This is a genomic window from Pseudomonas sp. 14P_8.1_Bac3 (genome assembly GCF_025466085.1).
Lineage (GTDB): Bacteria > Pseudomonadota > Gammaproteobacteria > Pseudomonadales > Pseudomonadaceae > Aquipseudomonas.
Map to the genome: position 1 here is coordinate 107,547 of NZ_JANLOD010000033.1, position 14,937 is coordinate 122,483.

At 61.8% G+C, this 14,937-nt stretch carries 16 protein-coding genes; 5 read left to right on the forward strand and 11 right to left on the reverse strand.

The features are described 5' to 3' along the window. The first annotated feature begins 86 nt into the window (after window positions 1-86). Window positions 87-1,238, forward strand: coding sequence for a M14-type cytosolic carboxypeptidase (locus NTD84_RS10870; RefSeq protein WP_262165115.1), 1,152 nt, complete (start codon window positions 87-89; stop codon window positions 1,236-1,238). 37 nt (window positions 1,239-1,275) lie between these two features. Here NTD84_RS10870 and NTD84_RS10875 read toward each other — a convergent pair whose 3' ends face one another. Then, entirely contained in the window at window positions 1,276-1,722 is a 447-nt protein-coding gene (locus tag NTD84_RS10875; RefSeq protein WP_262165116.1) for a winged helix-turn-helix transcriptional regulator, read from the reverse strand. A 93-nt stretch (window positions 1,723-1,815) separates the two neighbouring features. Here NTD84_RS10875 and NTD84_RS10880 point away from each other — a divergent pair, with 93 nt between their 5' ends. Next, window positions 1,816-3,021: an MFS transporter gene (locus NTD84_RS10880; RefSeq protein WP_262165117.1), complete on the forward strand. Its 1,206-nt coding sequence runs from the start codon at window positions 1,816-1,818 to the stop codon at window positions 3,019-3,021. On the opposite strand, the gene NTD84_RS10885 is transcribed toward NTD84_RS10880, so the two are convergent. Together NTD84_RS10885 and NTD84_RS10890 are read right to left on the reverse strand one after the other, a co-directional pair. Further along, complete coding sequence (locus NTD84_RS10885) at window positions 3,018-3,563, reverse strand: cytochrome b (RefSeq protein ID WP_262165118.1); 546 nt, start codon at window positions 3,561-3,563, stop codon at window positions 3,018-3,020. The two genes, NTD84_RS10880 and NTD84_RS10885, sit on opposite strands and share 4 nt — an antisense overlap. Further along, window positions 3,560-4,645, reverse strand: a complete 1,086-nt coding sequence (locus NTD84_RS10890; protein ID WP_262165119.1) for a catalase family peroxidase — start codon at window positions 4,643-4,645, stop codon at window positions 3,560-3,562. Before NTD84_RS10890 ends, NTD84_RS10885 begins: the two co-directional genes overlap by 4 nt. A 158-nt stretch (window positions 4,646-4,803) precedes the next feature. On the opposite strand from NTD84_RS10890, the gene NTD84_RS10895 reads away from it, so the two are divergent. Together NTD84_RS10895 and NTD84_RS10900 are read left to right on the forward strand one after the other, a co-directional pair. Continuing rightward, a complete protein-coding gene (locus NTD84_RS10895; protein ID WP_262165120.1) occupies window positions 4,804-5,310 on the forward strand; it encodes an RNA polymerase sigma factor in 507 nt (168 codons plus the stop codon). Continuing rightward, window positions 5,307-6,059, forward strand: coding sequence for an anti-sigma factor family protein (locus NTD84_RS10900; protein ID WP_262165121.1), 753 nt, complete (start codon window positions 5,307-5,309; stop codon window positions 6,057-6,059). Before NTD84_RS10895 ends, NTD84_RS10900 begins: the two co-directional genes overlap by 4 nt. A gap of 111 nt (window positions 6,060-6,170) precedes the next feature. Here NTD84_RS10900 and NTD84_RS10905 read toward each other — a convergent pair whose 3' ends face one another. From NTD84_RS10905 to NTD84_RS10935, 7 genes are all read right to left on the reverse strand, one after another. Then, complete coding sequence (locus NTD84_RS10905; protein WP_262165122.1) at window positions 6,171-7,142, reverse strand: spore coat protein U domain-containing protein; 972 nt, start codon at window positions 7,140-7,142, stop codon at window positions 6,171-6,173. Beyond that, window positions 7,139-9,496 (reverse strand): fimbria/pilus outer membrane usher protein, encoded by a 2,358-nt coding sequence (locus tag NTD84_RS10910; RefSeq protein WP_262165123.1) that lies wholly within the window; start codon window positions 9,494-9,496, stop codon window positions 7,139-7,141. The genes NTD84_RS10905 and NTD84_RS10910 overlap by 4 nt, the downstream gene beginning before the upstream one ends. Window positions 9,497-9,562: 66 nt before the next feature. Next, window positions 9,563-10,351, reverse strand: a complete 789-nt coding sequence (locus tag NTD84_RS10915; RefSeq protein ID WP_262165124.1) for a molecular chaperone — start codon at window positions 10,349-10,351, stop codon at window positions 9,563-9,565. A gap of 45 nt (window positions 10,352-10,396) precedes the next feature. Next, window positions 10,397-10,900 carry a spore coat U domain-containing protein gene (locus NTD84_RS10920; protein WP_262165125.1) on the reverse strand — a complete coding sequence of 168 codons (504 nt, stop codon included), beginning with the start codon at window positions 10,898-10,900 and terminating at the stop codon, window positions 10,397-10,399. Window positions 10,901-10,904: 4 nt separating this feature from the next. Continuing rightward, window positions 10,905-11,441 carry a spore coat U domain-containing protein gene (locus tag NTD84_RS10925; protein WP_262165126.1) on the reverse strand — a complete coding sequence of 179 codons (537 nt, stop codon included), beginning with the start codon at window positions 11,439-11,441 and terminating at the stop codon, window positions 10,905-10,907. Between the two features lie 20 nt (window positions 11,442-11,461). Next, window positions 11,462-11,995, reverse strand: coding sequence for a spore coat U domain-containing protein (locus NTD84_RS10930; protein ID WP_262165127.1), 534 nt, complete (start codon window positions 11,993-11,995; stop codon window positions 11,462-11,464). A 104-nt stretch (window positions 11,996-12,099) separates the two neighbouring features. Beyond that, complete coding sequence (locus tag NTD84_RS10935; RefSeq protein WP_262165197.1) at window positions 12,100-12,591, reverse strand: spore coat U domain-containing protein; 492 nt, start codon at window positions 12,589-12,591, stop codon at window positions 12,100-12,102. A gap of 313 nt (window positions 12,592-12,904) precedes the next feature. On the opposite strand from NTD84_RS10935, the gene zapE reads away from it, so the two are divergent. Continuing rightward, window positions 12,905-14,038, forward strand: a complete 1,134-nt coding sequence (gene zapE, locus NTD84_RS10940) for a cell division protein ZapE (RefSeq protein ID WP_262165128.1) — start codon at window positions 12,905-12,907, stop codon at window positions 14,036-14,038. Between the two features lie 83 nt (window positions 14,039-14,121). On the opposite strand, the gene NTD84_RS10945 is transcribed toward zapE, so the two are convergent. Beyond that, on the reverse strand, window positions 14,122-14,826 hold the full coding sequence (locus NTD84_RS10945) for a YebC/PmpR family DNA-binding transcriptional regulator (RefSeq protein ID WP_262165129.1): 705 nt from the start codon (window positions 14,824-14,826) through the stop codon (window positions 14,122-14,124). Between the last annotated feature and the right edge of the window lie 111 nt (window positions 14,827-14,937).

Consider the following 14,937-nt stretch of genomic DNA (forward strand, 5'->3'; position numbering starts at 1 on the left):
AGGAAGACGCCCCCCGCAATTTCCCCGTTTTTTCCTCCCCCAGCGTGTAAAGTTACAGCCATAAAAATCATATTCAGGAATCGACTATGACCGTGGCTAAATCCTCCTTCAGCATCAGTGCAAACTTCGACAGCGGCAACATCGAAGTGCTGGATATCAGCAACCCGTTGCAAGCGCTGTTGGCCATCAAACCAGATACCCGCAGTCAGCATTTCCAATGGTTTCACTTCAAGGCCAGCGGTCTGCACGTCGGTCAGGAGCACTGGTTTCGCCTGAACAATGCCAGCAAGTCCTCGTACAACAGGGCCTGGGATGGTTATCAGGCGGTGGCGTCCTACGATCACGTCAACTGGTTTCGGGTGCCGACCATCTTTGAAGGCGACTGCCTGCGCTTCAGCCTCGAAGCCACCGCCACCCACGCGTGGTTTGCCTACTTTGAACCCTATAGCCGTGGCCGTCATGACTGGTTGATCGAGCAGGCACTGACCAAGGCTGGCACCGAACTGCTGGCCACCGGCAAGAGTGTTGAAGGTCGTGACATTCAGCTGCTGCGCAAAGGTTCGGGTGCCGAAGGCCGGCGCAAGGTGTGGATGATTGCCCAGCAACACCCCGGCGAACACATGGCCGAGTGGTTCATGGAAGGTGTGATCGAACGCCTGGAAAAGCACGACGACCCAGTCTTGAACGAATTATTGGCCAACGCCGACCTGTACCTGGTGCCAAACATGAACCCGGATGGCGCGTTCCACGGCCACCTGCGCACCAACGCCATGGGTCAGGACCTCAACCGCGCCTGGCAGAGCGCCAGCCAGGAGATCAGTCCGGAAGTCTTCTTCGTACAACAACAGATGGAAAAATACGGCGTCGACCTGTTCCTCGACGTCCATGGTGACGAAGAAATCCCCTACGTGTTCACCGCCGGTTGCGAAGGCAATCCGGGCTATACCCCGCGTCTGGAAAAACTCGAAGAGCGTTTCCGCAGCCATCTGCAGCATCTGACGAAAGACTTCCAGACCAAACACGGCTACACCCGCGACGAGCCAGGCAAAGCCAACATGACGCTGGCCTGCAACAGCGTCGGCGAGAAATTCGACTGCCTGTCGTTGACCCTGGAAATGCCGTTCAAGGACAACAACGACGCACCGAATCCGTTGACGGGCTGGTCGGGCAAGCGCTCCAAGCAGTTGGGGAAGGATGTGCTGACCACCGTGGCGGACATGGTCGATACCTTGCGTTAACCCTCAAGGGGCTGCATGCCTGGCCTGCAGCCCCGTTTCATTCAGCCGCCACTCGCACACAATCCTCGGGCCCCAACAGGCGCCCGTCCTCGGCGCGCAATTCCAGTGTGCGTACAGGCTGACCCTGCTCGCGGTCGACCACTCGCGAGTGCGCCTCCCCTTCCTCGTAGAAAAACGCCTCGCCCCACTGGCGCAAGCCGATGATCAACGGAAACAGCCCTTTGCCTTTCTCCGTCAGCACGTATTCCTGATACGCACTGCCATCCGACGCTGGCACCAGATCGAAAATCCCGTGGGTCACCAGTGTGCGAAGGCGCGCCGAGAGAATGTTTTTCGCCATCCCCAGATTGCGTTGAAACTCGCCAAATCGGCGAATGCCATCGAACGCGTCACGCACGATCAACAACGACCACCAATCGCCAATGGCATCCAGTGAACGGGCAACCGGGCATTCGGCGCTTTGCAGGCTTGTACGTTTGGCCATGAGCGTGCCCTCGAAACAAATGTGGTTGCAATATAAAACCGGACTACCTACCTTACAACTGGTTTCATTTCAAAACCACTTTAGGAGCCTGGTATGCAGCCCACTCAAACTTCCCTTGGCACCGGCGTCGTGCTGCTGTTCGCCGTCGCCTGCGGCCTGGCCGTCGGCAATGTGTATTACGCACAGCCTCTGCTTGACGCCATGGCCGATGCATTTGCCATGGACCCGGCCACCATCGGGATTGTCGTTACCCTCACGCAAGTCGGTTACGGCGTCGGCCTGTTGTTGCTGGTGCCGCTCGGCGATCTGCTGAATCGCCGACGCCTGATCGTCACGCAGACGCTGCTGTCGGCGTTGGCTCTATTGATCATTGCGTTAGCCCCGAGCAGCACCTGGTTATTGATCGGCATGACGCTGACCGGATTGCTGGCAGTCGTGACGCAGGTGTTGGTGGCTTACGCCGCGACATTGGCCATCCCGGCGCAACGCGGCCGTGTGGTCGGCGTGGTCACCAGTGGCATCGTCGTCGGTATTCTGCTGGCCCGTACGGTGGCGGGTGGCATGGCCGATCTGGCGGGTTGGCGCTCGATTTACCTGTTATCAGGGGGGCTGACCGTGGTGATGGCGTTGCTGCTGTTTCGCGTACTGCCCAAACACGAAGACGCGCAACCCGCCAGTGCCTACGCAGCGCTACTCGGCTCAGTGTTTACGCTGTTCAAGGAGGAGCCGGTGCTGCGTCAACGGGCAATGCTCGCCCTGCTGACCTTCGCCAGCGCCATGGTGTTGTGGACGCCCATGGTATTGCCGCTGAGCGCGCCGCCGCTGTCGTTGTCCCACACGCAAATCGGATTATTCGGACTGGCCGGCGCCGCCGGTGCGCTGGCTGCTGCGCGCGCCGGGCATCTGGCCGATCGCGGCCTCGGTCAATGGACCAGCGGCTTGTCACTGCTGTTGATGCTGGCCTCCTGGGCGCCAATCGCCCTGACACAATCCTCGTTATGGGCCTTGTTGCTGGGGGTGATCACCCTCGATCTGGGTTTGCAGGCGGTGCACGTCACCAGCCAGAGCATGATCTACAGCGTGCGCCCCGAAGCCCAAAGTCGCCTCACCGCCGGTTACATGCTGTTCTATTCGATTGGCAGCGCACTGGGTTCGATGGGTTCAACGGCGATGTACGCCTGGGCCGGGTGGCCCGGCGTCTGCCTGTTGGGCGCGGGGATCAACGCCGTGGCGCTGGTCTATTGGTGGACGACGCTGGCCACCAACAGATCAGCGGTTGACACTGCGGCTAGCGATTAACCGCGATCCCTGCCTCGCAACATGCTATCCAGCACATCATCACGCCGTACCCAACCGTGAAACAACGCTGCCGCCAGATGCAGCAGCACAGTCAGGAACAGCAGATATGCCAGATAGCCATGCGCCTTGCGCAAGAACGCAAATACCTGCGCATTTGCCGGCAGGATCGACGGCAGCTGCAAGGAAGTGCTGAGCATCACCGGGTCGCCCGCGGCAGAAATCATCGCCCAGCCGAGCAGTGGCAGGATGAACATCAGCGCATACAGCAAGTAATGCGAGCCCTTGGCTGCCAGCACTTGCCAACCAGGCAAGTCCGCTGGCAATGGCGGCTGTCGGGTCGAGAGGCGCACGGCAAGGCGCACGATCACCAGCAGCAGAATGGCGATGCCCAGCGGTTTATGCAGGTGGATGAGCCACTCGTGACGCTCCGACACGGAGGCGACCATTCCCGCGCCGATAAACAGCATGGCAATGATCATCAACGCCATCAGCCAGTGCAGCAGTCGCGCCAGCGGTGCAAAGTGGTTCGGTTGAGTGCTCATTGTTGAGCCTCCTGTTTAGCGGCTGGCAATTGGTTGACTTCACTGGTGCGGCGCAGGTAGGAGCTGGCGTACCCGGCGGAACGAGCCGCGAGCAACGGGTCCTCGGAGCCTTCGATACCGGCCGGCAGGACCAGAGGATCGTAGTTGATGTCGCGGCATTCGCCGTTGAGCTGCGGCTGGGTGCTTTCGAGCACCAGCGTGCCGGCGTTAACCACTTTGCGACCCTCTGGCCACGCCTTGCTGGCGTCATTGACCGGGTCACCGGGATTGGCCAGCGTGAGGTTCAGCTGCCAACGCAACGGTCCCGCGGCGATGCGCTGAACCAGATCTTTCTCGAGGAAATCCGCTCCCTCTGGCGCCGTCGCGCCCGCCGCATCCTGCGCCACCGGCGCCATGCTCCAGCGCACCGCCTGCTTTTGCCCGGCGGCGTTGACCAGGTAAAACGCATTGACGCTGTTGTAGGTTTCGGTCACGTAACTGGCGGACGGCTTGGCGGTCTTGATCCAGGCCAGGAACGGCCCGGCTTCCGGGTGCGCACCGAAGAACGCCGGCACGGCAGCCGGGTTCGGTTTGCCGGTGGCCGGGTCTGGCGACTGGGCTTGTTGCAATTGATAGAACGCTTCCGGCGTGCCCACCGGAAACACCGGCATGCTGTTCATCCCGGTGCGCCACTGCTGGCCGTTAGCCTGGGTGAAACGCAGCGCCAGGCTGCGGATCGGCACTGCGCTGTCCGGCGCATAAGGATTACCGGCCGGCAAGGCGAAACGCCCGACCACCGGGGTCCGCGCCTCGTTGAATACCTGGGCGCTGGAATAGCTGCGCGCTTCGCCACTGCTTTCGAAATGCCCGATTACGCACACACCTTTGGAGTGATTACGGCGAAACCCCGGGTGCACGCCGTTGTTGGTTTCCAGCACGTTGATCAGTTTTTTCGGGGTCAGACGCTGTGGGTCGAGGGTGCCATTGACGTAGGCAAAGGCCCCGGCCACGGCGGCGACCACCACGGCGATGCCGGCCAGGCGCAATGTCAGGCTCGCGGCACTCAAGGGCGGCCGGGTGGGCGGTGATGGGCGATCTACCATGAAAGACTCCAGGGCCAGCGGCCACAAGTGAGAAGGATCAAGCAGACGAACCGCACGCCGGTTTATTCCATCGCACGGTATTTAATTTTTCAGGCTTGGAATAACCTCGGGTTCCGGGCGTCTTCCTAGTCCACAGCGTAGTGACTAGTCAGAACTTCATGAACGATATCGACGAACAACTGAGAGAAATCATTCCCAGATTGCGCCGGTTTGCCGTGTCATTGACGCGCAATCCGAGCAGCGCCGACGATCTGGTGCAGGGGTGCCTTGAGCGGGCGCTGTCGAGTTGGAGCGACAAACGCCCGGAAGGCGACTTGCGTGCCTGGCTGTTTGCGATTCTTTATCGGCAATTTCTCGACGCTCACCGGCGCTCCCGACGTTACGCGCGGATGCTCGAATTCTTTACCGGACGCGACGACGCCCAGCCGTCGGTGGAGCGCACCGTGATCGCGCAATCGACCCTGCAAGCCTTCGACCAGCTCAGCACCGAGCAGCGTGCCTTGCTGCTCTGGGTATCGGTCGAGGGCTTGAGCTACAAGGAAGTCGCCGAGATTCTCGATGTCCCTACGGGCACCGTCATGTCGCGGCTGTCCCGCGCCCGCCAGGCCTTGCGCCAACTCAGCGACGGCGAAATCACCCGCCCTTCCCTGCGGAGACTCAAATGATCAGCATGCCCCCGAGCGAGCGTGACCTGCACGCTTACGTGGACCACCAGCTCAACGACGACGACCGACGTCTGGTGGAGAATTTTCTGGCCGGCAACCCGTCGTTGTCCGCCCAGGTACGCGCCTGGCAACAGGACGCCCAACAACTGCGCGCCGCCCTCAGCGGTGCCTTGCAACAACCGGCCAACCCGGCACTCGACCCGGCGCTGATTCGGCAGCGCCGCAAACACCAATCGCGCCGTCACCTGGCCAGCGCCGCCGTGCTGCTGATCGCCGTGAGCATCGGTGGATTCAGTGGCTGGCAGGCGCGGGAAATGACCCTGCTCAGTACCGCGGCGCCGATGGCAGACGCGATGCAGGCGTATCGGCTGTTTGCCCAGCAGGGCATGCTCCCGGCCGACTACAAGGTCAGCGACGATGGCGATATGCAGCGCTGGCTCGACCGCTATTTCACTCAGGCCCATCGCTTGCCTGACCTTTCAGATGCCGGGTTCAAGCCGGTCAGCGGACGCTTGCTCAGCACCGAGCAAGGGCCGGCGGCAATGGTGGTTTATGAGGATTTGAGCGGGCATAAAATCAGCTTCTACGTGCGCCCGCCGGGACCGAAGAACTTCCTACTGCCCAGGGGTAGTCGCAGTGACGGCGAGTTACAGGCTGAGTATTGGTCGGGAAGTGGATACAACTACGCGATGGTCAGCCCGAGCGATACGCCGGCGGCGCAGATGCTCAGGCAGACCGTGCAATTCTGACCCGTCCATCCCCTTTACCCCCTGTGGGAGCGAGCAGTTCGAATCGTCGCACCGTCGCTCCCACAGGTTCTCCCACAGGCCCCACAGGTTCTTTGTCAGCGGGACAATGGTTCAGAACCCCACATCGAGAACCACGCTGTCCAGATACGTCCCTGCCGGTGGGGTAGCCTGGTCAGTGTAGATTTTCGCGTTGTAGTTGAAGATCTGGCTGCCGGTACCCAGGCCGTTGCCGGGATTGACCTCGGCATCGGAACTGGCCCGACGCGCACTGCCGACACTGCCCCAGCGGGTGGTGCCAGCGCTTTTGAAAATGTCGTAGGCCAGGTAGTTGCTGCCGGAAATCATCCGCCGTCGCCCGCCGACACTCAGCGCCTGCTGGCCATCGCTCAGGCCCACGGTATAGGCGCTGCCTTTGGTGCAGGCCAGGTTGATGGTCAGGCCGGTGACCGGGGCAAAGGCGCTGATCACCGGCGCGCTGCCGAAACTGATGTTCGGCGCAGTGATCGTGCAATCGTTGGCCACGGTCAGGTTGACGGTCAGCGTGGTGTTGCCACTGCTGATATCGCGCCCCAGGCAGATATTGCCGACGCCGATGCCGGCGCAATAATTCCAGTTCCAGGCAATGCTCAGGGTTTCGGTATAGATGCCCGCCGCCACGTTGCTACCAATGGTGGTACCCAAATAGATTGGCGCGGTTTTCGGTACCACGCTGCCCAGCAACCCGAGCGCATCGATGATCCCGTTGCGGGCGAAATCGAACGCCACACCGCGGGTTATCGGGTAACTGGTGGAATTGTTGGCATACAACGTGTAACCGATGACGTCCCCGCTGGGGCCCAACAGTCCGGACTGTGTCGAGGTGATCGTCGCGTAGAAATGGTCACTGCTGGTCAGCAATGAAAGCAATGAGCCGGTGCAACTCAACCCCGCATTCAAGGTTGAACTGGGCTGCGAGGTGGTACGCACGGCGATCGAACTCAGCGACCCAAACCCCACCGGTGTCGTCGTGACCACCGAGCACAGTGCCCACGCCGAACCGGGCGATAACCATGCCACCAGCACCAGCCACTGCACTGTCTTCATCGACACACCAGCGGCCCGATCAGCGGAATCTGGTCTTGCTTCATATCGACCGCGAATTGCACCTGGCAGGCTTTGCCGTCAGCCAAGGTCACCCGCAATGTGTTCTGCGCCTGAAGGTTTTCCAGGTACACCAGACCGTCCCAACCGACCACGGTCTGTGTGCCGCTTTGCTCGTGTTCGACGCCGCTGCCCAACGGCAACTCCTGCTGCTGCGCGTCCACCAGCACGATGCTCGCCGCGATCACCCGACTCAGCGGAAACTCCAGCAAATAACCGCTGCCACGGCGCACGGCAATCCGCTGTTCGACATTCGGGCTGCGCACGTTGGCCGGCAGGTTCAGCGGATCGATCTCGTATTTACCGCGGTAATAGGCGCTGCTCCACGGCACCAACAGGTGGCCGTTGCGATCGGTCTGGCCGACCTGCTGGTTTTCGTAGCGCACCGGAATGTCGGCATAGCCATCGGTGCTGACCACCACAAACGCATCGTCGATGCGGTTGGCGGCGAACACCTGACGGTCCATCCACACCAGTGAACCGCTGGCATCCGCCCAACGGGTTTCGGCGTCGCTGTTGCCGTAGACACCCGCCTGCAACTGCACCGATTGCAGGCGCCAGGTCAGGTCTGCCTGACGATAGGCCGGGCCGTCGCCGTGGGCATAACCGAGGTTGAAACCGACGCCGCCTTCGGTGGGCACCGCGCGGCTGTAGTTGATCCGCTGCTGGCTTTGCCCGGTTTTGCTGCGCTCGCTGCTGATCGCCAGGCTGCCGCGCAGATCGAACGGGATCACCAGTTGCGCCTGCACCGCCCAGTTGCTGTCGCCGATCTCGCGGTTGGCCGACAGGTAGAAACTGGTGTTGCGCCACAACGGTTTGCTCCACGTCAGGTTGAGCAGTCGGGTGCGCGAATCATCCGCCGCGCGCACGTCGAAATAGCCGGCGCCGAGGCTGCCCCAGGTGTCGAGGTTAACGCTCAGGGTCGCTTGTTCGCTGCGTTTGCTGAGGGTTGTGTAAGGGCTGTCAACCACCGTCAGATCAGCGTACTGGTCGCGGCGTTGCAGCCGTTGATAGGAAAAGCTGTAACGCTGGCTGCTGTATTGATAGCCGAGGCTGAGTTGCTGACCGCTGTCACCGTCGAATCGGCTCTGGCTCAGCGCGGTGTTCAGCACGCCGAAATTGCCGACGCGCAGGTTGCCACCGAGGCCGCCGACGCTGAGTGAATCCGAGGCCTCGGCGTGACTTTCCAGGGTGAAGTTGTCACTCAGGCCGTAACGCAGGCTGCCTGAGGTGACGCCGGGTCCATAGCCGAAATCACGAAGGCCGTAGTCCCGGCGCAAGGTGCCGGCGGCGACGGAAAAATCACTCAAGCCCTTTTGCAGCAAACTGCTGGTGACGTAGAACGGCACGGTGGTCGAGACTTGCCGACCCAGGGCATCGGTGGTGACCACGACCGCTTCACCGGCACCGTTGATGAACGGAATATTGGTCAGCGTGTAGGGACCCGGTTGCAGGTCCGCGCTGCTGGACTTGTAGCCGTTAATGAACAGGTCGACCGAGGACGGCACCGCCGCTTCCCCGGCAAACTGCGGCAAGGGATAAGTCACCAGGTCCGGGCGCACCGCGAAATCCCGGGACAGTTGCACCCCGCCCAACCGTACCGAGCTGCTCCAGGGCAACGCACCGCTGACCAGGTCCCCCGCCTCGTAGGTCAGCAGTCGCTCGTCATCGGAGTAGCGCCAGGTGGTGTCGTAACGCAGGTAGCCGTTGTTCAGCGAGCTGACCGCCTCCCCCGAAAGCGTGCGGCGATATTGCCCGGTGTTGGACAGCGTGCCCCAGCTGTCGAACAAGCGCACTTCGTTCCACGCCGCGAGATACGTGCCGGCATCATCGGTGTCGTTGAGGTACACATCGTAATTGAGCAACGCGCCGAAGCTGCTCAGCGCCGGGGTTCGCGGGTAGGCGTCGCGGTTGCCTACAAACTGTTCCGGCAGCCAGTTCGGCGGCACGTCGAGCAGCAGGCGCTGGGCAGCGCTGTCGTACTCGCGATGCAGGCCTGGCAGGCTGTCGAGGTCGACTTCGGCCTCGACGCTGGCCGGCAGCTTTATACCGGTGTCACGCAACGCGCTGGCCGGCAGGAACAACCGCCCGTTGCGCTGCTCCACCGCGACAACGTCTCCGGTATTCATCTGATTGACCACCAATTCCAAAAACAACTGCGCATCGGCCACGGCCTCCATGCCGCTGGGGGGAGGCGGTAAATCACCGGCTCCGGATGAGTGAGCGAACACCAGGCAACCCACACAGCTCATGGCCCGCAACGAACGCTGGAAACTGCGAGCCCGCCCCCGGCTCATTGCCGCTTTACGTCCATCAATGGACTCTGCCCTCCTGTCCCTCAATCACCGCGAACGCCGCACGTATCAGCGCGCAGGTGTGATGCTTTGTACTTGCGGTGCTCCGTTCACTCGAACCTGCAACGCCGGATCCCCCGCCATTGGCCCGGGCGCCGGCCAGCGCATGATCGCGCCCGGCAGCACGTAACCAAGCAAGCCTTCCACCAACGGTTGGGTCTGCCCGCCTTGCTTCACCGCCACATCCGTCAACCGCGCATGCACCGCCCCCCGATTGCGCACTTCCACATAGGGGTGGCCGTCCACCGCCACCGTGCGCCAGCTCAAATCCGGCAGCCCCGCACCTTTGGGGTCACGCTTGCGACTGGTGTCCTCCTTGCTCCACAGCCCCGCACCGTAGGCGAACAGCGGCACCGAGTAACGCATCTGGAAACGAATCGCCGCCGCCGTCTTGCCCTCTTCGGCAGCGGGCGGTTTCGCCGAGGGAATTTCGTCGATGATGATGCGATACGCCAGCTCCTGCCCCGGCGGAATTTCCCGGGTGCGGGTCAGGCGCACCAATTGTTTCTGGCCAGGTTCGATCTTCGCCACCGGCGGACTGCCGATCACGTCGCGCTGGTTTTGGTACTGGTCGCTAAAACCGCTCTGGTTCCAGGCGAACACCCGAATCTGCAAATTCGCCGTCTCGGTGCCGCGGTTTTCCAGCCACAACGCGCTGGCTTGCTGATCGGCCTCAAGCACCGGATCGATCGGCCAGATCAGTACCGAACTGGCCGCCTGCACCTTGACCGCCGCCACCAACACCATCAGCAATACTGCATGACGCACGACCGGATGTCGCCGCGAAGGTAACTCCATTTCCCTGCTCCTCAAGCTTGCCAGGCGCGATCAAAAAACGCCGCATTACCACGAGAGCTGCACTTGCAGCACGTCGCTGTAGGTCCCCCCGGGCTGATTGCCGGGTAACTGCGCCTGGCCGTAAATCGGCAGGCGGATGTTGTTGGCGTCGGCATAGGCCACGGCCACACTTTGACCGATACCCAGGCTCTGGCTGTACGCCGCATCGCGAAACAACTGATACGCCACGCGATTGCTGCCGGTGGTGAGCTGCATGTGTCGTCCGCTGCTGTTGTACTGGCCGCCATCGACGGTCATGTTCATCGTCACCCCCGGCGTGCATTGCAACTGCACGCCCCCGGTCAACGCCACCTGCACAGTGGTCGTGGCCAACGCCGACTGACTGCCGAAATTCAGGTTGCCGTAATTCGACACGCCGCCAACCACCAGACAGCCAGCCGTCACGGTGGCGCTGACCTGAAAGCTCTGGCTCGTCACCGCCGCCAATGGCAACGGCACACAGCAGCCCGCACACAACAACAGCAGCGCCGCACGTCCATGGCGGTTCATCGTCCTAGAACGTCAGTTCGACGGCGACGGTGTCGCTGTAGGTCCCGGCCGGCAAACCGGCCTTGCCCACCGCTTTGCCGTAGATGTTCACGGTCTGCGCCACGCCGGTGCTGGCCGCCAGATTGATCACCCCGTCGATGGCCAACAGCTGCGAATGCCCGGCGTCGGTGTACAGGTCATAGGGCACGAAATTGCCGCTGCCATCGGCCAGAGCGCGACTGCCTCCGGGCGATTGCCCATCGTGGCTGCCCGCGCGGACCTTGACCGCCGGCGTGGTGCCGCTGGAACAGAGGATCGACAGCGCCCCGCCACCGCCGCCGAGCACTTGCGCGTCAGCCTCGGTGAACAGACTGTTGGCGGTGCCGAAGTTCAAGGCACCAAAATTCAACCCGCTGGAACCGCCGGCGCCGTTCACCTGACAGCTACTGATCAGAATCAGACTGGAAGTGATCTGGCCGGTGACCGTGGTGGCCGCCTGGGCACTGGACGCCAGCGTCAGGCCGAGCAGTGACAAACCTATCCTTGTAGCGAGCTTGTGCATGGTGTCCGTCCTCTACGGGTTTACCAATCGAGCGTCACGGTGAGGGTGTCGGTATAGACACCGGCCGGGACCGCGCGGGTATTCGCCACCACCGCGCCAAAGACCGGAATCGGTACCTGGGCGCCGCTGGTGACAGCGAAATTGTGTTGTTGGCCGATGCTGTAGCTCTGGTTTCCAGAGGCATCGAGGAACAGCTGATAAGGGAGGGTCTGGCTACCGTTGCTCAGGCGTCGAGTAGTGCCGTCGCCATGGGCGCCACCGTCGATGGTGACGGTGAAGCCGGTGACCGAAGGGTTGCAGGCGACATTCAGCTTGCCGCTGCCGTCTTCGCCGAGGGTGGCCTTGATCGGGGCGTTCCAGGTCGGACCTTGTTCACCGAAATCCAGCGTGCCGAAATCGCTGACCGGGCTGCCGCTGCTGCCACCGTTGGTGACTTCACAACCGGCAATAATGGTCAGGCGCGCGTGGATCTGCCCGCTGACCGCCGCTTGCGCGTCGTCGGTCAGCATGGCCAGTGCCCCGACACCGATCCATATCCAGTGCTTGCTTGTCATAACGCCAATCCCAATTCCCTCAGGATGCCAAAACCCGGGCGTTCAATGCGCAACGCCCCTTCCCTGCGCCCCACGAATCCATCCGGGGCCGTTACACGGTGCTGCTACCAGCTGACGGTCACCTTCACCAGGTCGGTATAGCGACTGACACGGGGAATCTCCGCGAGCCGTTCAATGCGTGCATACAACGGTAAATCCACTGATCCGGTGTCCGGCACCCGTCCGCTCATCGGCACATCCACCGCCAGCGGGATCCGCCGCGCGGGGTCCTGGTAGAGCCGATAGGGAATGGGTTTGCTGCCAGCGGAACCGGCCATGTAGCGCACTTCGCCGACGCCGCCGTGCTGGCCGCCGTCGACGCGTAATTGATAAGGGGTGTCGGGATTGCATTCGAGACGAGGCAAGCGCTGATTCATCAACGCCGCTCCCAAGGGGCCGGCGGGATCATCGAGGCGCGCCGTCTGGCCGAAGTCCAGCACGCCCAGTTGCTCGACGCCCGCACTGCGTTGCTGGCCGACCAGTTGACAGCCGCGCTGCACGTCAACCCGCACCTGAACTTGAAGCTCCGCGGCCACTACCTGCGCGCTGAACACCATGCCAGCGCCTGCCAATACAGCGATTCCATTCACGGCCCAATCCTTGAGGGGGGTGGCTTCAGACTTTGAGGTTAGCAACGGAACGAGGATTTTCCAGCGACGCCGGAAAATTGGATCCACGAAAAGGGTATGCTTTTGTGTCGTACCACTGACAAAACACCGCGCCCCTAGGTGAAACAAGCTGTACAGCCCGCATTTTTTTGTTCAAGTCCTGACGTCGCCGGTCGACACAACTGGAAGCAAAATTCCCGTATTGGTTACACTACGCCGCCGCGGCTCGGGAAGCCTGCCTGACGATTACCGGGGAACATCAGTGGCCGTTCGACCGCCCAACCGTTCACGATTCACTCCACGCTGGCTCGCGCTGCGCCGCCTGTTCGGCAAGGCCTCGAGCGCCAGCAGTCATTCCGCGCCAGGACGCATCGTCCACGACTACTTTCGCCAGAAGGCCCACTCCCAGGGTTATACCCTCAGCCACAGCCAGCAGCGCGTGATCGATTGCATGGCGCAGCACGCCACGGCGCTGCTCGGCACCTCGGCGAAACCGCTGCCAGGCCTGTACCTGCACGGTGCGGTCGGTCGCGGCAAAAGCTGGCTGCTCGATGGTTTTTTCCAGGCGCTCCCCCTCGCGGAAAAACAACGCCTGCACTTTCATGAGTTTTTTGCCCGGCTGCATCAGGGCATGTTCAGTCACCGCGACCAGCCTGATGCGCTGGCGACCACACTCGACGAGCTATTGAAAGACTGCCGGGTGCTGTGTTTCGACGAATTTCATGTGCATGACATCGGCGATGCGATGCTCATTACGCGGCTGTTCAAAGCGCTGTTTCGCCGCGGCATCCTGCTGCTGGTGACCTCGAACTACCCGCCCGAAGGCTTGCTGCCGAATCCGCTCTATCACGCGCGATTCAAACCGGTCATCGACCTGATCCACGCGCGTATGCAAGTGATGGAGGTCGGCGGTCCGCACGACTATCGCAGTCACGCCAGAACCCACGCCCAGCAATTGTTCACCCAAGGCCACTACGTCTGGCCAGCCACCGCCGCGCAGCGTCTGGCGCTGAACCTGCCCGAACCCTACGCCGACGCGCCCGCCATTCTGTTAGCCGTTGGCACCCGGCATCTGCCGGCCCGCCATTGCGAAGGGCGCACCATCGGTTTCACCTTCAGCGACCTGTGTGATCACCCCACCGCCGTCATGGATTACCTGGAGCTGTGTCGGCGCTTCGATCACTGGATCATCGACGAACTGCCCAGCCTCGCCGACTGCTCGATCGCGGCGCAGCAACGTTTCATCAATCTGGTGGATGTGTTGTATGACCAAGACAAGCACCTGATTCTGCTGGGACGGCGCTCGTTGCGCGAGAGCCTGGGAGGTGAGGCGATCGATCTGGCGCGGACTCGCAGTCGGTTGGGGCAGTTGCTGGAAGTCAGGGAGCCGGGTTAAACCCGGGCGTTGCGGCGTCGCTTCTGCCGTCTTCGCGAGCAAGTCGCGAAGACGGCCTGCCAAACCGTCACTGAAGAAACAAATTACCCCGCCAACCCGACAAACATATCCTGCACATCATCATGGTTATCGAGGCCTTCCAGGAACGCTTCGACTTCAGCCATCTGCTCGTCGCTCAAGCCGCTGACCGGGTTCTTCGGCTTGTAGCCCAACTTCGCCGACAACACGGTGAAACCCTGCTCGGGCAAGGCCTTCTGCACCGAATCCAGATCGACTGCTTCGGTGATGAACAGGGTCGCGCCGTCTTCGGCCGGCTCGAAATCCTGGGCGCCGGCTTCGATGGCAGCCATTTCCGGGTCGGCGTCGGGGCTGTCCGGGGACGCCTCGATCATGCCGACATGGTCAAAGTCCCAGGCCACGGAACCGGAGGCGCCCAACTGCCCTTTGCGGAACGCGACGCGGATTTCCGCGACGGTGCGATTGATGTTGTCAGTCACGCACTCGACGATCAGCGGCACCTGATGCGGTGCAAAGCCTTCATAAGTCACGCGATGGTATTGCACGGTTTCACCGAGCTGGCCGGAGCCTTTCTTGATCGCGCGCTCCAGGGTTTCGCGGGGCATCGACGCTTTTTTCGCCTGTTCGACCACCAGACGCAGGTGCGCGTTGGTGGCGGTATCGGCACCGTTGCGCGCAGCGATGGTGATTTCCTTCACCAGTTTGCCGAAGATCTTGCCCTTGGCATTGGCTGCCGCTTCTTTGTGTTTAACCTTCCACTGTGCGCCCATTACTCACTCTCTTATCTGTGGCGCCGAGACATCTATTGGCCGACGCTTTGCGCAAGTTTATACGGCCTAAAGTCGGCAATCGACCAAAAAATCGATCCTGCCAAATCAACA